The organism is Rathayibacter sp. AY1C1 (genome assembly GCF_002932105.1).
Lineage (GTDB): Bacteria > Actinomycetota > Actinomycetes > Actinomycetales > Microbacteriaceae > Rathayibacter.
Map to the genome: position 1 here is coordinate 1 of NZ_PSWH01000046.1, position 20629 is coordinate 20629.

The following is a 20629-nucleotide window of genomic DNA, read 5'->3' on the forward strand; positions in this document are numbered from 1 at the left end:
CCGCCCGCCCGCCCCTAGAAATCGGAGAACACACCACATGACAACGACGTCAGCGACGTCGACGCGCGGTGGAGCGCGCGTCCACGTCCAGCGCTTCGGCACCTTCCTCTCGGGAATGGTCATGCCGAACATCGCGGCCTTCATCGCCTGGGGCTTCATCACGGCCCTCTTCATCCAGACCGGATGGCTCCCCCTCCTCGGCATCGACGCCACCTGGGTCCAGCAGTTCGGCGGCTGGAGCACGGATCCCGACGTCGTCAACACCGGCCTCGTCGCCCCGATGATCACCTACCTCCTCCCGCTCCTCATCGCGAACACCGGCGGCCGCATGGTCTACGGCGCCCGCGGAGGCGTTGTCGGCACCATCGCGACCATGGGCGTCATCGTCGGCGCCGGCATCCCGATGTTCATCGGCGCCATGATCATGGGCCCGCTGTCGGCGTGGCTCATGAAGAAGGTCGACTCGATCTGGGACGGCAAGATCAAGCCCGGCTTCGAGATGCTGGTCAACAACTTCTCCGCCGGAATCCTCGGCCTCCTCCTCGCGCTCCTCGCCTTCGCGGGCGTCGCGCCGCTCGTGGTCGGCCTCTCGACCGCCCTCGGTGCGGGCGTGGAGTTCCTGGTCAACGCGGGCCTGCTCCCGCTGACCTCGCTCTTCATCGAGCCGGCGAAGATCCTCTTCCTGAACAACGCCATCAACCACGGCATCCTCACGCCGCTGGGCGTCCAGCAGGCGGAGGAGGCGGGCAAGTCCTACCTCTTCCTCCTCGAGGCCAACCCCGGCCCCGGCATGGGCGTGCTCCTGGCCTTCGCGTTCTTCGGCGTCGGCGCGGCCCGCGCCTCGGCTCCCGGTGCGGCGATCATCCACTTCATCGGCGGCATCCACGAGATCTACTTCCCGTACGTGCTGATGAAGCCGGCGCTGCTCGCGGCCGTCATCCTCGGCGGTGCGACCGGTGTCGCGACGAACGTCGCGTTCAACTCCGGCCTCCGCGCCCCCGCCTCGCCCGGCTCGATCATCGCGGTGCTCCTGCAGACCGCGAACGACAGCTTCCTCGGCGTCATCCTCTCGGTGATCCTCGCGACCGCCGTGTCGTTCCTGGTGGCCTCGGTCATCATCCGGTCCGGCCGCAAGCGCGACCTGGCCGCGGAGCAGGAGGGCGACGACAAGCTCGCCGCCGCCGTCGCCGCCAACGAGGCGAACAAGGGCAAGGAGAGCGCCGTCGGCTCGCTCATCAACGCCCGCGGCGCCAACGCTCCGCAGGACTCGGCCGGCGCCTCGACCGCGGGGGCCACGGCCACCGCGACCCAGGTCCGGAACATCGTCTTCGCCTGCGACGCCGGCATGGGCTCGTCCGCGATGGGCGCCTCGGTGCTGCGGAACAAGATGAAGAAGGCGGGCTTCGAGGACGTCACGGTCACCAACAAGGCGATCGCCGCTCTCGAGGACGACGTGGACCTGGTCATCACCCAGGCCGAGCTCACGGAGCGCGCCCGCCAGCGCACCCCGGGCGCGATCCACGTCTCCGTGGACAACTTCATGAACAGCCCGAAGTACGACGAGGTCGTCTCGCTGGTCGCGGAGCAGCACGGCAAGTAGTACGCCAACCATTCGGAGGGAACCCGTAGGGTGCGACAGGGCGGACACGCTCCGCTCGCCCCTGCGGGTTCCCTCGCTGTCAGCACCTCCACGGAAGGACGCACCCCATGAGCGACGTGCTCACCATCGGACAGATCGACGCCTCCGGCACCGCCACCACGAAGGAGGCCGCCATCAAGGAGGCCGCCGACATGCTGGTCGGCGTCGGCGCGGTCACCCCCGCCTACTACGAGGCCATGCTCGCCCGCGAGGCGACCGTCTCGACCTACATGGGCAACCTGCTCGCCATCCCGCACGGCACCAACGACGCGAAGGACGAGATCCGCTCCTCCGCCCTCTCGTTCGTGCGCTACGCGCAGCCGATCGACTGGGACGGCAACGAGGTGCGCTTCGTCGTCGGCATCGCCGGCGTCGACAACGAGCACCTCGAGATCCTCTCCAAGATCGCGATCATCTTCTCGGAGGAGGACGAGGTGCAGAAGCTCCTCGACGCCCCGGACGCGCAGTCGCTCTACAGCCTGCTGGGCGAGGTCAACTCCTGATGCCCACCGCCGTCCACTTCGGCGCCGGCAACATCGGCCGCGGCTTCGTCGGCCTGATCCTGCACGGCGCCGGCTACGAGCTCGTCTTCGCCGACGTCAACTCCGAGCTGATCGGCCGCCTCGGCGCTGCCGACAGCTACGAGGTGCACGAGGTGGGGGAGGAGGCGGCCACGCACGTCGTCGACCGCTTCCGCGCGATCGACTCGGCCGCCGACGAGGAGGCGCTCGTCCGCGAGATCGCCGCCGCCGACATCGTCACCACGGCCGTCGGCCCGAACATCCTGCGCTTCGTCGCCCCCGTGATCGCGAAGGGCCTCGCGGCCCGCGACGAGTCGGCGCCGCGGCTGGCGGTCATGGCCTGCGAGAACGCGATCAACGCCACGCGCCTCCTGCAGACCGAGGTCGCCGCGAACCTCGGCGCGGACGAGTGGGAGCGCCTGCGCACCCGCGCCGTCTTCGCCGACACCGCGGTGGACCGCATCGTCCCGAACCAGGACCCGGGCCAGGGCCTGGACGTGACGGTGGAGAGCTTCTTCGAGTGGGTCGTCGACCGCACTCCGTTCGAGGGCACCGAGCCGGAGATCCCGGGCGCGACCTGGGTCGACGACCTCGAGCCCTTCATCGAGCGGAAGCTCTTCACGGTGAACACCGGCCACGCGACGGCCGCCTACACCGGCTTCGCGGCCGGAGCGCACAAGCTCTCCGACGCGCTGGCGATGCCCGAGGTGCACGACGCGGTCAAGGCCGCGCTCGAGGACACCAAGGCGCTCATCGTGGCCAAGCACGGCTTCAGCGACGAGGAGCAGCAGGCCTACCTCGAGAAGACGCTGAAGCGCTTCGCCAACCCGTACCTGACCGACACGGTCGACCGGGTGGGACGCCAGCCGCTGCGGAAGCTGTCGCGGCACGAGCGCTTCATCGGACCGGCGGCCGAGCTCGCCGAGCGCGGGCGCACGCCGGAGGGCCTTCTCACCGCGATCGGCGCCGCGCTGCGCTTCGACGTGCCCGAGGACCCCCAGAGCGTGGAGCTCCACGAGAAGCTGGCCGCGCTCACCCCGGAGGAGTTCGTGGCGGAGGTCACCGGCCTCACGGCCGAGCATCCGCTCTTCGACCGGGTCGTGGCGGTCGTCCGCGGCTAGTCCCGTGGCCGCACGGCGGTGAACGACGACGAGGTCCTCTGCTTCCCGCGGGGGACCTCGTCGTCGTCTGCGGCGGCTCGGGCGGAGCGCTAGAACAGCCGCCAGCGGGTGAGCGGCCAGGCCACGGCGAAGACGCGTCCGGTGACCCTGTCGATCGGCACGGTCTTCACGCACGTGTCGATCGGCCCGCCGGCGCCGCGGCACTCGCCGAGCGAGTCGTTGGAGTTCGACCGGTGGTCGCCCAGGACGAAGAGGGAGCCCTCGGGGACGGTGTACTCGTCGAAGCATCGGAGGGACGCGGGGCTCGTCGTGCAGTCGAGGGTCCCGGGGGTGAAGGGGAAGTCCTCGAACACGTAGGACTCGTCCAGCGGCTTCCCGTCGACCAGCACGTGCCCCTCGGCGTCGCAGCAGGAGACGGTGTGGCCCCCCTCGGCGATCAGCCTCTTGACGAGGAACTCCTCGTGGGAGGGGCCGATGCTGGTGACGTCGCCGAAGGTCTTCACGATCTCGGAGAGGGGGCTGCCGGCCTCGTCGCTCGCGCCCCAGTCGGCGTCGCGCGAGAAGACGACGATCTGCCCCTCCTCCGGCCCGCCCTGGAGGGCGAGGGTGCGGTCGACCAGGATGCGGTCGCCGAAGAATCCGCCGCCCTGGAGGGTGTTCTCCATCGAGCCGGTCGGCACCGTGTACACCTTCACGAAGAAGGTCTGCACCAGGGCGATGACCGCGATCGCCGCCAGGATCGTCACCACCGGGTGCGAGTACCAGCTCCGCCTCGCGGTCGCGGACCTCGTCGTGCGCGCCATGTGCTCTCCCTCCGGCTCGACGGAGCCAGCCTAGGCGGCGGCGGACGCAGGGCCGGGCAGGGGGCGCGCGTCGGGCGCGGAGGCGGAGGAGGGGGCGACACGCCCGAGGTGGCGGAGCGGCCGCGATTCGCGTAGCATCGACCCTTGGTGTTTTGCGCGTGCTCCGGCATGCCCGCGAACCCCGATCCGGGCTCTCGCCCGGTGGTGGCTCGTCGCGGAAACATTCGCACGACCAGTACACACACTACTTCCGAACGACAGTGAGGCTATGGCCAAAAAAGACGGTGTCATCGAAATCGAAGGTGCGGTTGTCGAGGCGCTCCCCAACGCGATGTTCCGCGTGGAGCTGACCAACGGACACAAAGTTCTCGCCCATATCTCGGGCAAGATGCGTCAGCACTACATCCGGATCCTCCCCGAGGACCGGGTGATCGTGGAGCTGAGCCCCTACGACCTGACCCGCGGCCGGATCGTCTACCGCTACAAGTAGGCGTTCGCTCCGCTGACGTTCGCGACGTGCGTGTCCTGTAAGGAACGGCCCCGGCATCCGCCGGGAGCACGACGCCAGCGAAAACAAGGACAAGAACAATGAAGGTCAACCCCAGCGTCAAGCGCATCTGCGACCACTGCAAGATCATCCGCCGCCACGGCAACGTGATGGTCATCTGCAGCAGCAACCCCCGCCACAAGCAGCGCCAGGGCTAGTCCCGCTGCTTCCGCGAGGGAGCGCCGGGGCGGCGTGCCGCCCCCACTGCACAACTGAACACACCCGCAGCACCAGAAATCGCGCAGCACCCCGGCGACCCCGGGGTGGACGGCGAGGACACCTTCGGTCGGAGGCCGAGGCACCGGTGCTGCTTCACACCTCCACTCACTCACAGGAGAAGCCACAATGGCACGTCTGGCAGGAGTAGACATCCCGCGCGAGAAGCGCGTGGAGGTCGCACTGACCTACATCTACGGTGTCGGCCGCACTCGCGCGCTCAAGACCCTGAGCGACACCGGGATCGACGGCAACATCCGCGTCAAGGACCTCAGCGACGACCAGCTCGTCTCGCTCCGCGACTACATCGAGGGCAACTACAAGGTGGAGGGCGACCTCCGCCGCGAGGTCGCCGCCGACATCCGCCGCAAGGTCGAGATCGGCTCGTACGAGGGCCTCCGCCACCGTCGCGGCCTCCCGGTCCGTGGACAGCGCACCAAGACGAACGCGCGCACCCGCAAGGGACCCAAGCGCACCGTCGCCGGCAAGAAGAAGGCCGGCCGCAAGTAACGCGGGCGACACGGACCTAGAGGAGATACAGAATTGGCTACCCCCAAGTCGGCCGCGCGCAAGCCGCGCCGCAAGGAGAAGAAGAACATCGCTGTGGGCCAGGCCCACATCAAGTCGACGTTCAACAACACCATCGTCTCGATCACCGACCCCTCCGGGGCCGTCATCAGCTGGGCCTCGTCCGGTGGAGTCGGCTTCAAGGGCTCGCGCAAGTCGACGCCGTTCGCCGCCCAGCTCGCCGCCGAGTCGGCCGCGCGCCAGGCTCAGGAGCACGGCATGAAGAAGGTGGACGTCTTCGTGAAGGGCCCCGGCTCGGGTCGTGAGACCGCGATCCGCTCGCTCCAGGCCGCAGGCCTCGAGGTCGGCTCGATCAACGACGTCACCCCGCAGGCGCACAACGGCTGCCGCCCGCCCAAGCGTCGTCGCGTCTAAGCAGCACTCGCAGCCGTCGGCCGGCCGCACGAACCGCCCCCGGGCGGGGAGTGCGGCCGACCGGCGGATCGCGCATTTCTTTCACAACTCCACACTTCGCAAACGCACGTGTCATATAGCGGACACGTGATCGAAAGGAATCATCAGTGCTTATCGCACAGCGTCCGACGCTCACCGAGGAGAACATCTCGGAGTTCCGTTCCCGCTTCGTCATCGAGCCCCTCGAGCCCGGCTTCGGCTACACGCTCGGCAACTCGCTGCGTCGCACCCTGCTGTCCTCCATCCCCGGCGCTGCTGTCACCAGCATCCGGATCGACGGAGTCCTGCACGAGTTCACGACCGTCCCGGGCGTCCGCGAGGACGTCACCGAGATCATCCTGAACATCAAGGGACTCGTCGTCTCCTCCGAGCACGACGAGCCGATCACCGCCTACCTGCGCAAGCAGGGAGCCGGCCAGGTCACCGCCGCGGACATCTCGGCTCCGGCCGGTGTCGAGATCCACAACCCGGAGCTCGTCATCGCCACGCTGAACGACAAGGCGAAGTTCGAGCTCGAGCTCACGATCGAGCGCGGCCGCGGCTACGTCTCGGCGACCCAGAACCGCAGCGAGTTCTCCGAGGCCGGCCAGATCCCGGTCGACTCGATCTACTCGCCCGTGCTGAAGGTCACCTACCGCGTCGAGGCCACCCGTGCCGGCGAGCGCACCGACTTCGACCGCCTGGTCGTGGACGTGGAGACGAAGGCGGCGATCTCGCCGCGCGACGCCATCGCCTCCGCCGGACGCACGCTGACCGAGCTGTTCGGTCTCGCCCGCGAGCTGAACAACGCGGCCGAGGGCATCGAGATCGGCCCCGCGCCGGTCGACGCGGTCCTCTCGACCGAGCTGTCCATGCCCATCGAGGACCTCGACCTCTCGGTGCGCAGCTACAACTGCCTCAAGCGCGAGGGCATCAACAACGTCAATGAGCTCGTCGCCCTCTCGGAGACGCAGCTCATGAACATCCGCAACTTCGGTCAGAAGTCGGTGGATGAGGTCAAGGAGAAGCTGACGGAGCTCGGCCTGTCGCTCAAGGACTCGGTCCCCGGGTTCGACGGCGCCCACTTCTACAGCTACGACGACGAGAGCATCTAGGTCCTCCGCTCCGGAGCCCCGGCTCCTCGCGTCCGACCTGCTGACACCCCTTTAGTACTGGAGTAAACCCATGCCCAAGCCCACCAAGGGCCCCCGCCTCGGAGGCGGACCCGCACACGAGCGCCTGCTGCTGGCGAACCTGGCCGCGGCCCTGTTCACGCACAAGAGCATCAAGACGACCGAGACCAAGGCCAAGCGCCTTCGTCCGCTCGCCGAGCGCCTGGTGACCTTCGCCAAGCGCGGCGATCTGCACGCCCGCCGTCGCGTCCTCGCGACGATCGGCGACAAGTCGGTCGTCCACGAGCTCTTCACCGAGATCGCTCCGCTCGTCGCCGAGCGCGAGGGCGGCTACACCCGCATCACCAAGATCGGCCCCCGCAAGGGAGACAACGCGCCCATGGCCGTGATCGAGCTCGTCCTCGAGCCCGTCACGCCCAAGGCGAAGAAGTCGCGCACCGCCACGGCGCCCGTGTCCGCTCCGGTGGACGAGGCCCCCGCCGAGGAGACCACTGCCGAGGAGACCCCCGTCGAGGAGGCGCCCGTGCAGGACGCTCCCGTCGAGGACGCCGCGCAGGACGCTCCTGTCGAGGAGACCGGCGCGACCAAGTAGTCACGCCCCCTCTCCCGAGAGCCCTCCGTCCCCTCCGGGGCGGGGGGCTCTCGTCGTTCCACGGGGCCGAGTGGCGCGAATCGTCGCTTACGATGGCACGGCTGCGCTCGTCGGGTGCGGCCGCGTCACGACCGGCGCTCCCGGGGTCCGCGCCGACGATCCTCGGAGGACTCCTGTGCGACTGCCCTCCTCGGCTGCTGCGGCGCTCCTCGCCCTGGCACTCGCGGGCGTAGTGAGCGGCTGCGCCTCCGGCGAGGTGATCGACGTGCCGGAGTCGGCGGGCCTCGCGAGCACGCCTCCGGTACCGTCGGCCGCACCGACCGTGCCCTCCGTGCCCTCCGTGCCGTCGAGCGAGGGCGTGGACTGCGCGACCGCTCTCCCCGCCTCCCTCGTCGAGCAGGAGGCCGGCTCGACGGCGGGCACCGTGTCGATCACCGCCGCGGGAGACACGTGCTCCTACGCCGTCGACGGCGGCGATCCGGTCGTCGTGCTGACGCTGCACCGCGGGCCCCTCGTCGAGACCTTCACCGGTGCGGGCGAGGCGCTCGGCGCCGTGCCGGTCTCGCTGGGCACGGCCGCCTACGGGGTGCAGGGCATCGCCTCCGCTCCCTCCGAGCTGGCCGTGCTCGCAGGCGGCTGGGAGGCGCGGATCGTCTCCTCGGTCGGCGAGCAGTCGACGCTGGTCGGCTAGGCGGTCTCGGCCCTGGCGGCCGTCGACGTCCCGCTCGCGGTCGCCTGAGCCGCGACCACGGCGCGCTCTAGACTCGTCTGATGCACCGCGTCCGCCTCGACCTGGCCTACGACGGCTCGCACTTCTCCGGGTGGGCCAAGCAGCCCGGCCTCCGCACCGTGCAGGGGGTGCTCGAGGAGTCGCTCGCCCTGGTGCTGCGCTCCGAGCAGCACCCGATCGTGACGGTCGCCGGGCGCACCGACGTCGGCGTGCACGCCAGCGCCCAGGTCGCCCACGTCGACCTCACCCCCGAGCAGTGGGGCCGCATCAGCACCGGCCGGCGCCGACCGGGGGAGGAGCCGTTCCCGCCCGCGTCGATCCTGGAGCGGCGGCTCCGCGGGATCCTCGGGCAGTACACCGACGTCTCGGTGCACCGGGTGACGGAGGCGCCGGAGGGGTTCGACGCGCGGTTCTCGGCGCGCTGGCGGCGGTACGAGTACCGGCTGGCCGACGCCTCCTCGATGCGCCACCCGCTCGACCGCACGTACACCACCTGGATCACCGACTCCCTCGACCTCGACGCGATGTCGGCCGCGGCCCGCTCGCTCCTGGGCCTGCACGACTACGCGTCGTTCTGCCGTGCCCGCGCAGGGGCCACCACCATCCGGAGCCTGCTCGACTTCACCTGGGAGCGAGACGCCGACGGAGTCCTGCACGCCCACCTGCGCGCGGACGCCTTCTGCCACAGCATGGTGCGGGCCCTCGTGGGGGCGTGCGTCGCGGTCGGCGCCGGGAAGCTCGAGGCGGGGGCGGTCCCGCTGCTCCGGGACGCCGCCCGACGGACCAACGCGTTCGCGGTGATGCCGGCCCGCGGCCTCATCCTCCGCGAGGTCGACTACCCCGAGGACGACGCGCTCGCCGAGCGGGCCCTGCTCACCCGCGCGAAGCGCACCGTGCGGACCGAGGGGCCGGACCCGGAGGACTCGGAGTGAGGCGAGGGCGCGCGCCCGCGCCCCGCGACCCGTGGCGGCTCGGGTCGCACCTCCCGCCGCCGGAGCCCCTGCCGCCACGATCCGTGCTTGGCCGCACGGGGGCTTTGCTGTAATGTCGACCCTTGGTGTTTTCGGCCGTGTGCCGAGCGCCCGAAGTTGAGCCCTCCACCGGATCGGTTCGGCCCCTCGCGGGTCGAACGGCCACGGAGCGGGATCCACGAACACCTCACTCCGACCAGAAAGCAGCACTCACGTGACTCGCACTTTTTCTCCGAAGCCGGCTGACGTCCAGCACGACTGGATCGTCATCGACGCGTCCGACGTCGTGCTCGGCCGTCTCGCCACCCACGCCGCGGCGCTCCTGCGCGGCAAGCACAAGGCCACCTTCGCGCCGCACATGGACATGGGCGACTTCGTCATCATCGTCAACGCGGAGAAGGTCGCCCTCACCGGCCAGAAGCTCCTCCAGAAGAAGGCCTACCGCCACTCCGGCTACCCGGGCGGCCTCTCGGCCACCACGTACGCCGAGCTCCTCGAGAAGAACCCGGTCCGCGCCGTCGAGAAGGCCATCCGCGGCATGCTCCCCAAGAACTCCCTCGGCCGCGCCCAGCTGCGCAAGCTGAAGGTCTACACGGGATCCGAGCACCCCCACGCGGCCCAGCAGCCGCAGGCGTACGCCTTCACCCAGGTCGCCCAGTAGGCTCCGGCCCTCCCCGACACCCCAGACTTCGAAGACAAAGGATCACCTACACCGTGGCGAAGATCGCAGACCAGATCGACGTGGCTCCCGAGAGCTACTCCACCGAAAGCCCGGCCACCGAGGCGTCCACGACGCCCCGCGCCGTCCTCAACGTCTCCGGCGCAGCCGTGGGCCGACGCAAGCAGGCCATCGCCCGCGTGCGCCTCGTCCCCGGCAACGGCGGCATGACCGTCAACGCCCGCGAGTTCGCGGAGTACTTCCCCAACAAGCTGCACCAGCAGCTGATCACCGACCCCTTCAAGGTGCTCGACCTGATCGGCTCCTACGACGTGGTCGCCAAGATCACCGGCGGCGGCCCCTCCGGTCAGGCCGGCGCGCTGCGCCTCGCCATCGCCCGTGCACTCAACGAGATCGACCGCGAGAACAACCGCGCGATCCTGAAGAAGGCGGGCTTCCTGACCCGCGACGCCCGCGTCATCGAGCGCAAGAAGGCCGGTCTCAAGAAGGCCCGCAAGGCGTCCCAGTTCTCGAAGCGCTAGTCGACGCGGCCTGACGGCCGCACGACCAGCAGCTCGAGAAGGGACTGCGCACCATGCCGCGCCTGTTCGGAACAGACGGCGTCCGTGGCCTCGCGAATCGCGAGGTCACGGCCGACCTGGCTCTCGGCCTCGCCCAGGCGGCCGCCCGTGTACTCGGAGCGGCCGCCCGGGCCGAGGGCCGTCGGCCCGTCGCCGTGCTCGCCCGCGACCCCCGCATCTCCGGTCAGTTCATCGGAGCCGCGGTCGCGGCGGGTCTCGCGAGCGCTGGAGTCGACGTGCTCGACGCCGGCGTCATCCCGACGCCCGCCACCGCCTACCTCATCGCCGACGAGAACGCCGACTTCGGCGTGATGATCTCGGCCTCGCACAACCCCGCCGCCGACAACGGCATCAAGTTCTTCGCCGCAGGCGGACGCAAACTCCCGGACGAGCTCGAGAACCGCATCGAAGCGGCCCTCGGAGTCCCCCCGCTCACGCCGACCGGAGCCGACGTCGGCCGCATCACCCGCTTCTCCGACGCGGAGGACCGTTACGTCCTCCACCTGCTCGGATCCCTCGAGGGCACCCGTCTCGACGGCCTGCACGTGGTCATCGACTGCGCGCACGGCGCCGCCGCCGGCATCTCGCCCCAAGTGTTCACCGACGCCGGAGCGACCGTCACCGTCATCGGCAACGACCCCGACGGCCTCAACATCAACGACGGAGTGGGCTCCACCCACCTCGACAACGTCGCCGACGCCGTCCGCGCGGCCGGCGCCGACATCGGCATCGCCCACGACGGCGACGCCGACCGCTGCCTCGCAGTGGACGCCGAGGGCCGCATCGTCGACGGCGACCAGATCATGGCTATCCTCGCGACCGCCATGGCCCGCCGCGGCGCCCTCCGCGACGACGTCCTCGTGGCCACCGTCATGAGCAACCTCGGCCTCAAGCTCGCCATGCGCGACGCCGGCATCCGCGTCATCGAGACCGCGGTCGGCGACCGCTACGTCCTCGAGGCGATGAACGACGGCGGCTACTCGCTCGGCGGGGAGCAGTCCGGCCACGTCATCATGAGCCGCTACGCCACCACCGGCGACGGCGTGCTCACCGGCCTCCAGCTCGCGGCCGAGATGGCCCGGACCGGACGCACGATCGCCGACCTGGCCGCCGTCATGTCCGTCTTCCCGCAGACCCTCCTCAACGTGCGCGGCGTCGACCGCGAGGGCGTCCGCGACGACGAGGTCATCGCCTCCGCCGTCGCCGACGCCACCGCCGAGCTCGGCAGCGACGGCCGTGTGCTCCTGCGCCCCTCCGGCACGGAGCCGATGGTGCGCGTCATGGTCGAGGCGAAGACGCAGGAGACGGCCGACCGCCTCGCCGAATCGCTCGCCGCGGTCGTGCTCGAGCGGCTGCGCTCTTAAGGAGCCGCTCCCTGCGCGGCTCCTCGCGGTCGGCCTGGAGAGGTGGTCGCGATGGGTGGAGCGGGGTGCGTTCGCCGCGCGGGAATCGCTTGGCACGCGATTCCCACGACGGCTCGTGGGTTGGGCCGCTCCCTGCGCGGCTCCTCGCGGTCGGCTTGGGGAGGTGGTCGCGATGGGTGGAGCGGGGTGCGTTCGCCGCGGGTGAATCGCTTGGCACGCGGCTGTGTTCGTTGCGGGGCCGCTCCCTGCGCGGCCCCTCGCGGTCGGCTTCGCGAGGTGGTTGCGATGGGTGGAGCGGGGCGCGTTCGCCGCGGGTGAATCGCTTGGCACGCGATTCCCACGACGGCGGTGTTCGTTGCGGGGCCGCTCCCTGCGCGGCCCTTCGCGGTCGGCTTGTGGAGGTGGTCGCGCTGGGTTGAGCGGGTCGCGGTCGCCGCGCGTGAATCGCTTGGCACGCGATTCTCGCTGACGGCTGTGTTCGTTGGTGGGCTGCTACTTGCGCGGCCCCTCGCGGTCGGCTTCGCGAGGGGGTTGCGCGGGCGGAGCGTGTCGCGGTCGCCGCGCGGGAATCGCTTGGCACGCGATTCCCACGACGGCTGTGTTCGTTGAGGGGCCGCTCCCTGCGCGGCCCCTCGCGGTCGGCTTCGCGAGGTGGTTGCGCGGGTGGAGCGGGTCGCGTTCGCCGCGCGTGAATCGCTTGGCACGCGATTCACGCTGACGGCTCGTGGGTGGTGGCGAGCCTGCGCCGATCGTGCGGTGAAGGGGTTCGAGGTCGGTGGCTGCGCGGTGTGCGCGGCGGCGAACAGCGACCGGGGGTGCGGTCAGATCTTGCGGAGGAGGACCGAGGAGACCGTGTGATCGGCCTGCTTGCGGAGGACCAGGCTCGCGCGGGAGCGGGTGGGGCGCACGTTCTGCAGCAGGTTCGGCTCGTTGATCGCGGCCCAGATGCTCCGCGCGCGCTCGCGGGCCTCATCCGGGCTGAGCGCCGCGTAGCGGTGGAAGTAGGAGTTCGGATTCGCGAACGCGCCCTGCTGCAGGGTGAGGAAGCGCTCCTCGTACCAGCGCGCGATGTCGCTGGTCCGGGCGTCGACGTAGACGGTGAAGTCGAACAGGTCGCTCACCGCCAGGCCGTGACCGGGCACCGGCGGCTGCAGCACGTTCAGGCCCTCGACGATCAGCACGTCCGGCCGCCGCACGACGATCTCGGCGTCGGGGACGATGTCGTAGGAGAGGTGCGAGTAGAACGGCGCGCGCACCTCCGCGGCCCCGCCCTTCACCTCCGAGACGAAGCGGAGCAGCGCCCGCCGGTCGTACGACTCGGGGAAGCCCTTGCGGCTCATCAGACCGCGGCGCTCCAGCTCGCGGTTGGGCAGCAGGAAGCCGTCGGTGGTCACCAGCTCGACGCGGGGCGTGTCCTCCCAGCGGGCGAGCAGCTCCCGCAGCAGGCGCGCGATCGTCGACTTGCCCACCGCGACCGATCCCGCGACGCCGATCACGAACGGAGTCGGCTGCGCGCGCTCCCCGAGGAACGTGCTCGTCGCGCGGTGCAGGTGCCGCGCGCCACCGGCGTACAGGCTCAGCAGGCGCGAGAGCGGCAGGTAGACCTCCGCGACCTCGGTGAGGCTCAGCCGGTCGCCCAGCCCCCGCAGCTGCACGACCTCGGTCTCCGACAGCGGCAGCTCCGTGGTGCGGGCGAGCTCGGCCCAGTCGGAGCGGACGATCTCGACGAAGGGGGAGGGGTGCGCGTCGCGCGCGGGATCGCGAGGAGACGACGGCATGGGGACCGATCCTAGCGTCCGCCCCGCCGGGTGCCCGACGCCGCGGGAGGCGCCTCCGCGCCGCTTAGAATCGAGCGCATGTGTGGAATCGTTGGATACGTCGGTGAGCGCGATAGCCTGGCCGTGCTGCTCGGGGGCCTGAAGCGTCTGGAGTACCGCGGCTACGACTCGGCCGGCGTGGCCGTGATCGACGCCGACGGGCAGCTCGACAGCCGCAAGCGCTCGGGCAAGCTCAGCGTCCTCGTCGACGACCTCGAAGCGCACCCGCTGGCCGAGGGCACCACGGGCATCGGCCACACCCGCTGGGCGACGCACGGCGGCCCGACCGACCGCAACGCCCACCCCCACCTCGCGGACGAGGGCAGGCTCGCCGTCATCCACAACGGCATCATCGAGAACTTCCAGCCGCTCAAGGAGCAGCTGCTCGCCGAGGGCGCCGTCTTCGAGAGCGAGACCGACACCGAGGTCGCCGCGCACCTGATCGCCCGCGAGTACCGCCGCACCGGCGACCTCGTGCTCGCCTTCCAGGCCGTCGTCGCGCACCTCGAGGGCGCGTTCACCCTGCTCGCCCTGCACCAGGACCAGCCCGGCGTGGTCGTCGGCGCGCGCCGCAACTCGCCGCTCGTGATCGGCCTGGGCGACGGGGAGAACTTCCTCGGCTCCGACGTCGCGGCGTTCGTCGAGTTCACCCGCCGCGCGGTCGCCATCGGCCAGGACCAGATCGTCACGATCACGCCGGAGCTCGTCACGGTGACCGACTTCTTCGGCAACCCCGTCGAGACCGAGCCGTTCGAGATCGCCTGGGACGCGTCGGCGTCCGAGAAGGGCGGCTGGTCGAGCTTCATGGCGAAGGAGATCACCGAGGGCCCCGAGGCCGTCGCGAACACGCTCCGCGGCCGCATCCACGAGGGCGCGATCACGCTGACCGAGCTCGACGCGCTCGGTCCGGTGCTGACGGAGATCGACCGCATCACGATCATCGCCTGCGGCACGGCCGCCTACTCGGGCATGGTCGCCAAGTACGCGATCGAGAAATGGGCGCGCGTCCCCGTCGAGGTCGAGCTCAGCCACGAGTTCCGCTACCGCGACCCGGTGCTCACCCCGCGCACCCTCGTCGTCTCGATCAGCCAGTCCGGTGAGACGATGGACACGCTGATGGCGGTCAAGTACGCCCGCGAGCACGGCGCCAAGACGCTCTCGGTCTGCAACACCCAGGGCGCGACGATCCCACGCGAGTCGGACGCCGTGCTCTACACGCACGCGGGCCCGGAGGTGGCGGTCGCCTCGACCAAGGCCTTCGTCGCCCAGATCGCGGCGCTCTACCTCTTCGGGCTGCACCTGGCCGCGGTGCGCGGTGCCGCCTCCACCGAGCTCGTCGCCTCGCAGGCGGCTCAGCTCGCCGCGATCCCGGAGAAGCTCTCCCGCGTGCTCGACGCCTCCGACGACATCGCCCAGCTGGCCGGCTGGATGGCCGACACCCGCGCGGTGCTGTTCCTCGGCCGCCACGTCGGCTACCCGGTGGCGCTCGAGGGCGCGCTGAAGCTCAAGGAGCTCGCCTACATCCATGCCGAGGGCTTCGCGGCGGGCGAGCTCAAGCACGGCCCGATCGCGCTGATCGAGCCGGGCCAGGTCGTGTTCGTGATCGTGCCGAGCCCGAGCGAGTCGTACGAGCTGCAGCGCAAGGTGATCTCGAACATCCAGGAGATCAAGGCCCGCGGAGCCCGCGTCATCGCGATCGCGGAGCAGGGCGATACGGCCGCGATCCAGATCGCCGACGAGGTCGTGCCGATCCCGCTCGCCGACCCGCTGTTCGAGCCGCTGCTCGCCGTCACCCCGCTGCAGATGTTCGCGATGGAGCTCGCCGCCGCCAAGGGCCTCGACGTCGACCAGCCGCGCAATCTCGCCAAGTCGGTCACGGTCGAGTGATCGAGCCGTGATCGTGGGGATCGGGGTGGACGTCGTGGACCTCGCGCGCTTCGAGCGCTCGCTGACGCGCACGCCCCGGCTCCGCGACCGGCTGTTCGCCGAGAGCGAACGCTCGCTCCCCGTCGCCTCGCTGGCGGGCCGCTTCGCCGCCAAGGAGGCGCTGATCAAGGCGCTCGGCGACTCCGTGGGCGCCCGCTGGCACGACATGGTCGTCGAGCGGGACGAGCACGGGAATCCGTCCTTCGCGCTGCACGGCCCGGCCCGGACGGCCGCGGAGGCGCGCGGGATCACGCGCGTGCACCTCTCGATGACGCACGACGCGGGCGTGGCCTGCGCGTTCGTGGTGGCCGAGTCGTGAGCGTCCCCGCGTCGTACCGCGAGGCGGTGATCGACGTCGACGCGATGGCGGCGAACGCCGCGCGTCTGCGCGAGCTCACCGGTGCCCGACGGCTCATGGCCGTCGTCAAGGCCAACGGCTACGGGCACGGCGCCCTGGCCGCGGCGCAGGCGGCGCTCGACGGCGGCGCGGACGCCCTCGGCACCGCGGAGCTGCGGGAGGCCGTGGCCCTGCGCGAGGCAGGCGTCGTCGCTCCGATCCTCTGCTGGCTGCACGACCCCGGCGAGGACTTCGACGCGGCGCTCGAGCACTCGATCGACGTCGCCGTCTCCTCCGTCGACCAGCTCGACACGCTCGCGCAGTCGGCGGAGGACCGCGGCGTGCGCGCGGCCGTGCAGCTCAAGGTCGACACGGGCCTCAGTCGCAACGGCGCCGCGGAGGAGGAGTGGCCGCACCTGGCGGAGGCGCTCGCCCGTCACAGCGCTCGCGGCACCGTCCACCTCACCGGGCTGTTCTCGCACCTGTCCAACACCTCGCGCGAGGACGACCTCGCCCAGCTCGCGCTCCTCCGCCGCGCCGAGGCCGTGCTGGCGGCGCACGGGGTGCAGGCGCCGGTCCTGCACCTCGCGGCGACGGCGGCGGCGCTGCGCCTCCCGGAGGCCCGCCTCGACATGGTGCGCAGCGGCATCGCCCTCTACGGACTCTCGCCGTTCGAGGACGAGACCTCGCTCCAGCTCGGGCTCGTCCCGGCGATGACGCTGCAGGGCCGCGTCGCCGGCGTCCGCCGGGTGCCCCACGGGACCGGCGTGAGCTACGACTACACCTGGCGGGCCGAGGGCGGGACGACCCTCGCGCTCGTGCCGTTCGGCTACGCGGACGGCATCCCGCGGAGCGCCTCCGGCGTCGCGGAGGTCTCGATCGGCGGCCGCCGCCACCGGATCGCCGGGCGGGTCGCGATGGACCAGTTCGTCGTCGACGTGGGGGATGCGAGCGTCGCGACGGGCGACCCGGTGACGCTCTGGGGTGACCCGACGACCGGCGTCCCCTCGGTAGACGAGTGGGCGCGGTGGTGCGGCACCATCAACTACGAGCTGGTCACCCGGCTCGGGCCGCGGGTCCAGCGGCGGCTGCTGAGCGCGGCGGACGGCCGTGCCTGAGCGCTCCTGGTTCGCGGACCGCGTCGTCGAGGTCGCCGATCCGGAGGCCATGGCGGAGCTCGGCCGCGAGCTCGGCCGAGTGCTGCGCGCCGGCGACCTGCTGGTGCTGACCGGGCCGCTCGGCGCGGGCAAGACGACCTTCACGCGCGGGCTCGGCGAGGGCCTCGACGTGCGGGGTCCCGTGACGAGCCCCACCTTCGTGATCGCGCGGACGCATCCGCCGCTGCACGACGGGCCGCCGCTCGTGCACGTCGACGCCTACCGCGTGGGCTCGCCGGTCGAGCTCGACGACCTCGACCTCGATCCGGCGCGCTCGGTGATCGTCGTGGAGTGGGGGGCCGGGATGCTGGACGGCGTCGCGGAGTCCTGGCTCGACGTGGTCATCGAGCGGCCGACCGCCGGCTCCGACGCCGAGGAGGGTGAGGAGCCGATCGAGCCGCGGACCGTCCGCTTCCGCGGCACCGGCTGGAGCTGAGCCCGCGGGTACCCTGGACGCGTGCTCCTCGCGATCGACACCTCCTCCGGAACCTCCGTCGCCGTCGTCGACTCCGCGGGCGCCGTGCGCTCGGAGCGCACCGAGACCGACACCATGCGCCACGCGGAGGTGGTCGGCCGGCTGATCCAGGAGGCGCTCGAGGCGGCCGACGTGGCTCCCGGGGGCATCGAGGCGGTCGCCGTGGGCATGGGCCCCGGCCCCTTCACCGGCCTCCGGGTCGGGATCGCCGCCGCCCGGGCCTTCGCGCTCGGCCGCGGCGTCCCCACCCTCCCCGTGGTCTCGCACGACGCGATCGCGCTCGCCGCGCTGCGGCACGGGCGCGCCGCGGGCTTCCTCGTCGTCACCGACGCCCGCCGCCGAGAGCTGTACTGGAGCGCCTACGACGGGCTCGACGATCAGGGGCTCCCCGTCCGCCTCGCCGGCCCGGGCCTGGACAAGCCGCCGGCCCTCCCGCATCCGGAGCTCCCGCGCCTGGAGGCCGAGTCTGTCTCCGCCGGCGAGCTCGGAGTCGTGGCCGCCCGCCTGCGCGCGGCCGGTCGGCCCGGTGCCGCGGACGAGCCCCTCTACCTCCGCTCGCCCGACGTCACGCTGTCCGCCGGCCCCAAGCGGGTGACCGCATGAGCGAGGCCGTGCTCCGCGACGCGCAGGCGGACGACCTCGACGCTGTCATGGCGATCGAGGAGTCCGAGTTCGCCGGCGACGCCTGGTCGCGCGGGATGATGGCGGAGGAGATCCGGAGCCGTCACACCCGGTACCTGGTCGCCGAGCAGGACGGCGAGGTGGTCGGCTACGCCGGGCTCCTCTGCCCCGTCGGCGCCCACGAGGGCGACGTGCAGACGATCGCGGTCGTCGCCCGGGTCCGCCGCACCGGCCTCGGCCGCCGACTGCTGCGCGCGCTCCTCGAGGCGGCCGGCGAACGCGGCGCCCGCGAGGTCTTCCTCGAGGTCCGCGCCGACAACCCCGCCGCGCAGACCCTCTACCGCTCGGAGGGCTTCGAGGAGATCGGCGTCCGCCCCGCCTACTACCAGCCCGACGGAGTGGACGCGATCGTGATGCGCCGGCCGCCGACCCCGACCCAGGAGACCCCGTGAGCACCGGACCCCTCGTCCTCGGCATCGAGACCAGCTGCGACGAGACGGGGATCGGCATCGTCCGCGGCACGACGCTTCTCTCGAACACCATCGCCTCCTCGATGGAGGAGCACGCCCGCTACGGCGGCGTCGTGCCCGAGGTGGCCGCCCGGGCGCACCTGGAGGCGCTCGAGCCCGCCCTGCACGCGGCGCTCTCCGAGGCCGGTGTCGCGCTCGGCGACCTGGACGCGATCGCGGTCACCAGCGGACCGGGACTCTCGGGCGCCCTCATGGTCGGCGTCGGAGCGGCGAAGGCGCTCGCCGTCTCGCTCGGCCTGCCGCTCTACGCCGTGAACCACCTCGTCGGCCACGTGGGAGCCGATGTCCTCCGTGCAGACGGCAGCGAGGGCAGCCCCGTCGAGGTGCCGACGATCGCGCTGCTGGTCTCGGGCGGGCACACCTCGCTCCTGCACGTGCGCGATCTGGTGTCGGACGTCGAGCTGCTCGGCGAGACCATCGACGACGCCGCCGGCGAGGCCTTCGACAAGGTGGCGCGAGTCCTGGGCCTGCCCTATCCGGGCGGACCGCAGATCGACCGGGTGGCGGCGGACGGGGACCCGAAGGCGATCCGCTTCCCCCGCGGGCTCAGCCTGCCGAAGGACCTCGAGCGCCACCGCTACGACTTCTCGTTCTCAGGGCTGAAGACCGCGGTCGCCCGCTGGGTCGAGAAGCGCCAGGACGCGGGGGAGGAGGTGCCCGTGGCCGACGTCGCGGCGAGCTTCCGCGAGGCGGTCGCCGACGTCCTGCTCACGAAGGCGCTCGCCGCCTGCCGCGACCGGGGCGTGCCGCGCCTCCTGCTCGGCGGCGGCGTGGTCGCCAACGCCCGGGTGCGCGCGCTGGCGGAGGAGCGGTGCGCGGCCGCGGGAGTGACCCTCCGGATCCCGGCGCTCTCGCTCTGCACCGACAACGGCGCGATGATCGCCGCACTGGCGGCGCAGCTGATCGAGGCGGGGCATCCGCCGTCGGGGCTCGGCTTCGGGGCCGACTCGACCCTCCCGGTCACCGAGATCCAGGTCCGCTGAGGCCTCTACCGGGCGGCGGCCGGGCCGCGCAAGCGCCGTCCAGCTTTTTGACAGGCGGATCGTGCCACTGCCACTCTTGGCCGCATCCGCTCGTTCCTGACCCTGGGGGATTCCATGACCACTCCGTACACGCCCGCGTCCGACCGCTACAACATCCTGGCGATCATCGGCTTCATCGCCTCGTTCTTCGTCTCCATCGTGGGCATCGTGCTGGGCTTCATCGCCCTGTCGCAGATCAAGCGCACGGGGGAGAAGGGCCGCGGCCTCGCCCTCGCCGCCGTCATCATCGGCTTCGTCGCGATCATCATCACCATCATCTCGTTCGTCGCGCTCTTCTCGATCGCGGCGACCATGCCCTCGACCGGGTACTGATCGACACGCCTCCGAGGCTCGGGGGCGCCCGCACCACCAGGAGGACACCGTGACCGACGACACCGCGCCCGGACCGCAGACCGGACCGGCGCCCGCGCCGTTCGCCCCTCCGCTCGGCGAGCCGTCGGCGGCCTACCCGCCGCCGACGGCCGCCGCCGATCCCTACCCCGGTCTCCCGCCCCGCCGCCCGCCGATGAATCCGCTCGCGGTCGCGGCTCTGGTGTGCGGACTGCTGGGGCTGGCGCCCGCCGCCATCGTCCTCGGCCACATCGGCTTCGCCCAGGCCCGACGCTCCGGACAGCGCGGCCGCGGTCTCGCGGTCGCCGGCTTCGTGCTGGGCTACCTCGCGATCGTCGTCGCGGTGATCGCCTACCTCGCCTGGACGGCCTTCGTCGGCGACCTGCGCGACGGCGGCTACCTGCCCGCGTGAGCGGACGGAACCCCTCCGCCGCCGCCCGGGTGCTGGCTAGACTCGCGCCATGAGCGACGACAGCACCCGTCCCGGCCCCGGCTCCGACGAGCAGCACGGCTCCGTCCCGGTCCCGCCGGCCCCGCCCGTCCCCCCGGCCCCGCCC

Annotated in this window: 25 protein-coding genes; 23 read left to right on the forward strand and 2 right to left on the reverse strand. The window is 71.6% G+C overall.

All coding sequences use genetic code 11. The features are described from left to right. Positions 1–37: 37 nt before the first annotated feature. From C5C71_RS15855 to C5C71_RS15865, 3 genes are all read left to right on the forward strand, one after another. Positions 38–1600, forward strand: a complete 1563-nt coding sequence (locus C5C71_RS15855) for a PTS mannitol transporter subunit IICB (protein ID WP_104224995.1) — start codon at positions 38–40, stop codon at positions 1598–1600. 107 nt (positions 1601–1707) lie between these two features. Further along, the gene (locus tag C5C71_RS15860; RefSeq protein WP_104224996.1) at positions 1708–2142 is read left to right on the forward strand and encodes a PTS sugar transporter subunit IIA; all 435 of its coding nucleotides are present in this window, start codon (positions 1708–1710) and stop codon (positions 2140–2142) included. Continuing rightward, positions 2142–3281, forward strand: a complete 1140-nt coding sequence (locus C5C71_RS15865) for a mannitol-1-phosphate 5-dehydrogenase (protein ID WP_104224997.1) — start codon at positions 2142–2144, stop codon at positions 3279–3281. Before C5C71_RS15860 ends, C5C71_RS15865 begins: the two co-directional genes overlap by 1 nt. An 89-nt stretch (positions 3282–3370) precedes the next feature. On the opposite strand, the gene lepB is transcribed toward C5C71_RS15865, so the two are convergent. Next, on the reverse strand, positions 3371–4084 hold the full coding sequence (gene lepB / locus C5C71_RS15870; RefSeq protein ID WP_104224998.1) for a signal peptidase I: 714 nt from the start codon (positions 4082–4084) through the stop codon (positions 3371–3373). A gap of 268 nt (positions 4085–4352) precedes the next feature. Here lepB and infA point away from each other — a divergent pair, with 268 nt between their 5' ends. The 11 genes from infA to glmM all read left to right on the forward strand — a co-directional run bounded on the left by infA (position 4353) and on the right by glmM (position 11836). After that, positions 4353–4574: a translation initiation factor IF-1 gene (infA, locus tag C5C71_RS15875; RefSeq protein WP_022883252.1), complete on the forward strand. Its 222-nt coding sequence runs from the start codon at positions 4353–4355 to the stop codon at positions 4572–4574. A gap of 98 nt (positions 4575–4672) precedes the next feature. Beyond that, on the forward strand, positions 4673–4789 hold the full coding sequence (rpmJ, locus tag C5C71_RS15880; RefSeq protein WP_055787164.1) for a 50S ribosomal protein L36: 117 nt from the start codon (positions 4673–4675) through the stop codon (positions 4787–4789). A 187-nt stretch (positions 4790–4976) separates the two neighbouring features. After that, positions 4977–5357 carry a 30S ribosomal protein S13 gene (gene rpsM / locus C5C71_RS15885; protein ID WP_068251511.1) on the forward strand — a complete coding sequence of 127 codons (381 nt, stop codon included), beginning with the start codon at positions 4977–4979 and terminating at the stop codon, positions 5355–5357. Between the two features lie 33 nt (positions 5358–5390). Further along, a complete protein-coding gene (rpsK, locus tag C5C71_RS15890; RefSeq protein WP_055787170.1) occupies positions 5391–5789 on the forward strand; it encodes a 30S ribosomal protein S11 in 399 nt (132 codons plus the stop codon). 146 nt (positions 5790–5935) lie between these two features. Continuing rightward, entirely contained in the window at positions 5936–6922 is a 987-nt protein-coding gene (locus tag C5C71_RS15895; protein ID WP_104224999.1) for a DNA-directed RNA polymerase subunit alpha, read from the forward strand. Between the two features lie 70 nt (positions 6923–6992). Beyond that, positions 6993–7532 carry a 50S ribosomal protein L17 gene (gene rplQ, locus C5C71_RS15900; protein WP_104225000.1) on the forward strand — a complete coding sequence of 180 codons (540 nt, stop codon included), beginning with the start codon at positions 6993–6995 and terminating at the stop codon, positions 7530–7532. A 175-nt stretch (positions 7533–7707) separates the two neighbouring features. Further along, positions 7708–8223 (forward strand): hypothetical protein, encoded by a 516-nt coding sequence (locus C5C71_RS15905; protein WP_104338060.1) that lies wholly within the window; start codon positions 7708–7710, stop codon positions 8221–8223. An 80-nt stretch (positions 8224–8303) separates the two neighbouring features. Then, entirely contained in the window at positions 8304–9194 is an 891-nt protein-coding gene (locus C5C71_RS15910) for a tRNA pseudouridine(38-40) synthase TruA (protein WP_104338061.1), read from the forward strand. A gap of 253 nt (positions 9195–9447) precedes the next feature. Further along, positions 9448–9894, forward strand: a complete 447-nt coding sequence (rplM, locus tag C5C71_RS15915; protein WP_104225003.1) for a 50S ribosomal protein L13 — start codon at positions 9448–9450, stop codon at positions 9892–9894. Positions 9895–9947: 53 nt separating this feature from the next. Beyond that, positions 9948–10433 carry a 30S ribosomal protein S9 gene (gene rpsI, locus C5C71_RS15920; protein ID WP_104225004.1) on the forward strand — a complete coding sequence of 162 codons (486 nt, stop codon included), beginning with the start codon at positions 9948–9950 and terminating at the stop codon, positions 10431–10433. Positions 10434–10486: 53 nt separating this feature from the next. Then, on the forward strand, positions 10487–11836 hold the full coding sequence (glmM, locus tag C5C71_RS15925; RefSeq protein WP_104251130.1) for a phosphoglucosamine mutase: 1350 nt from the start codon (positions 10487–10489) through the stop codon (positions 11834–11836). Between the two features lie 821 nt (positions 11837–12657). Here glmM and coaA read toward each other — a convergent pair. Continuing rightward, positions 12658–13614 carry a type I pantothenate kinase gene (coaA, locus tag C5C71_RS15930; protein ID WP_104234153.1) on the reverse strand — a complete coding sequence of 319 codons (957 nt, stop codon included), beginning with the start codon at positions 13612–13614 and terminating at the stop codon, positions 12658–12660. A gap of 78 nt (positions 13615–13692) precedes the next feature. Here coaA and glmS point away from each other — a divergent pair, with 78 nt between their 5' ends. The 9 genes from glmS (at position 13693) to C5C71_RS15975 (ending at position 20484) form a co-directional block, all read left to right on the forward strand. Beyond that, entirely contained in the window at positions 13693–15540 is a 1848-nt protein-coding gene (glmS, locus tag C5C71_RS15935) for a glutamine--fructose-6-phosphate transaminase (isomerizing) (RefSeq protein ID WP_104338062.1), read from the forward strand. A gap of 7 nt (positions 15541–15547) precedes the next feature. Beyond that, positions 15548–15898, forward strand: coding sequence for a holo-ACP synthase (locus C5C71_RS15940; RefSeq protein ID WP_104338063.1), 351 nt, complete (start codon positions 15548–15550; stop codon positions 15896–15898). Next, positions 15895–17034: an alanine racemase gene (alr, locus tag C5C71_RS15945; protein ID WP_104225010.1), complete on the forward strand. Its 1140-nt coding sequence runs from the start codon at positions 15895–15897 to the stop codon at positions 17032–17034. The genes C5C71_RS15940 and alr overlap by 4 nt, the downstream gene beginning before the upstream one ends. A 49-nt stretch (positions 17035–17083) precedes the next feature. Then, complete coding sequence (gene tsaE, locus C5C71_RS15950; protein ID WP_104227417.1) at positions 17084–17509, forward strand: tRNA (adenosine(37)-N6)-threonylcarbamoyltransferase complex ATPase subunit type 1 TsaE; 426 nt, start codon at positions 17084–17086, stop codon at positions 17507–17509. Between the two features lie 21 nt (positions 17510–17530). Beyond that, a complete protein-coding gene (gene tsaB / locus C5C71_RS15955) occupies positions 17531–18151 on the forward strand; it encodes a tRNA (adenosine(37)-N6)-threonylcarbamoyltransferase complex dimerization subunit type 1 TsaB (protein WP_104225011.1) in 621 nt (206 codons plus the stop codon). Next, positions 18148–18621: a ribosomal protein S18-alanine N-acetyltransferase gene (gene rimI / locus C5C71_RS15960; protein ID WP_104225012.1), complete on the forward strand. Its 474-nt coding sequence runs from the start codon at positions 18148–18150 to the stop codon at positions 18619–18621. The genes tsaB and rimI overlap by 4 nt, the downstream gene beginning before the upstream one ends. Next, positions 18618–19682: a tRNA (adenosine(37)-N6)-threonylcarbamoyltransferase complex transferase subunit TsaD gene (gene tsaD / locus C5C71_RS15965; RefSeq protein ID WP_104225013.1), complete on the forward strand. Its 1065-nt coding sequence runs from the start codon at positions 18618–18620 to the stop codon at positions 19680–19682. Before rimI ends, tsaD begins: the two co-directional genes overlap by 4 nt. A 114-nt stretch (positions 19683–19796) precedes the next feature. Further along, complete coding sequence (locus C5C71_RS15970; protein ID WP_104225014.1) at positions 19797–20054, forward strand: DUF4190 domain-containing protein; 258 nt, start codon at positions 19797–19799, stop codon at positions 20052–20054. 49 nt (positions 20055–20103) lie between these two features. Beyond that, positions 20104–20484, forward strand: a complete 381-nt coding sequence (locus C5C71_RS15975) for a DUF4190 domain-containing protein (RefSeq protein ID WP_104338064.1) — start codon at positions 20104–20106, stop codon at positions 20482–20484. Positions 20485–20629 lie beyond the last annotated feature (145 nt).

Bases quoted from the DNA above. Each gene is read 5' to 3' on its own strand.
- C5C71_RS15855 (WP_104224995.1), top strand. From the start codon at position 38: ATGACAACGACGTCAGCGACGTCGACGCGCGGTGGAGCGCGCGTCCAC.
- C5C71_RS15860 (WP_104224996.1), top strand. From the start codon at position 1,708: ATGAGCGACGTGCTCACCATCGGACAGATCGACGCCTCCGGCACCGCC.
- C5C71_RS15865 (WP_104224997.1), top strand. From the start codon at position 2,142: ATGCCCACCGCCGTCCACTTCGGCGCCGGCAACATCGGCCGCGGCTTC.
- lepB (WP_104224998.1), bottom strand. From the start codon at position 4,084: ATGGCGCGCACGACGAGGTCCGCGACCGCGAGGCGGAGCTGGTACTCG.
- infA (WP_022883252.1), top strand. From the start codon at position 4,353: ATGGCCAAAAAAGACGGTGTCATCGAAATCGAAGGTGCGGTTGTCGAG.
- rpmJ (WP_055787164.1), top strand. From the start codon at position 4,673: ATGAAGGTCAACCCCAGCGTCAAGCGCATCTGCGACCACTGCAAGATC.
- rpsM (WP_068251511.1), top strand. From the start codon at position 4,977: ATGGCACGTCTGGCAGGAGTAGACATCCCGCGCGAGAAGCGCGTGGAG.
- rplQ (WP_104225000.1), top strand. From the start codon at position 6,993: ATGCCCAAGCCCACCAAGGGCCCCCGCCTCGGAGGCGGACCCGCACAC.
- C5C71_RS15910 (WP_104338061.1), top strand. From the start codon at position 8,304: ATGCACCGCGTCCGCCTCGACCTGGCCTACGACGGCTCGCACTTCTCC.
- glmM (WP_104251130.1), top strand. From the start codon at position 10,487: ATGCCGCGCCTGTTCGGAACAGACGGCGTCCGTGGCCTCGCGAATCGC.
- coaA (WP_104234153.1), bottom strand. From the start codon at position 13,614: ATGCCGTCGTCTCCTCGCGATCCCGCGCGCGACGCGCACCCCTCCCCC.
- glmS (WP_104338062.1), top strand. From the start codon at position 13,693: ATGTGTGGAATCGTTGGATACGTCGGTGAGCGCGATAGCCTGGCCGTG.
- tsaE (WP_104227417.1), top strand. From the start codon at position 17,084: ATGGCGGAGCTCGGCCGCGAGCTCGGCCGAGTGCTGCGCGCCGGCGAC.
- rimI (WP_104225012.1), top strand. From the start codon at position 18,148: ATGAGCGAGGCCGTGCTCCGCGACGCGCAGGCGGACGACCTCGACGCT.
- C5C71_RS15970 (WP_104225014.1), top strand. From the start codon at position 19,797: ATGACCACTCCGTACACGCCCGCGTCCGACCGCTACAACATCCTGGCG.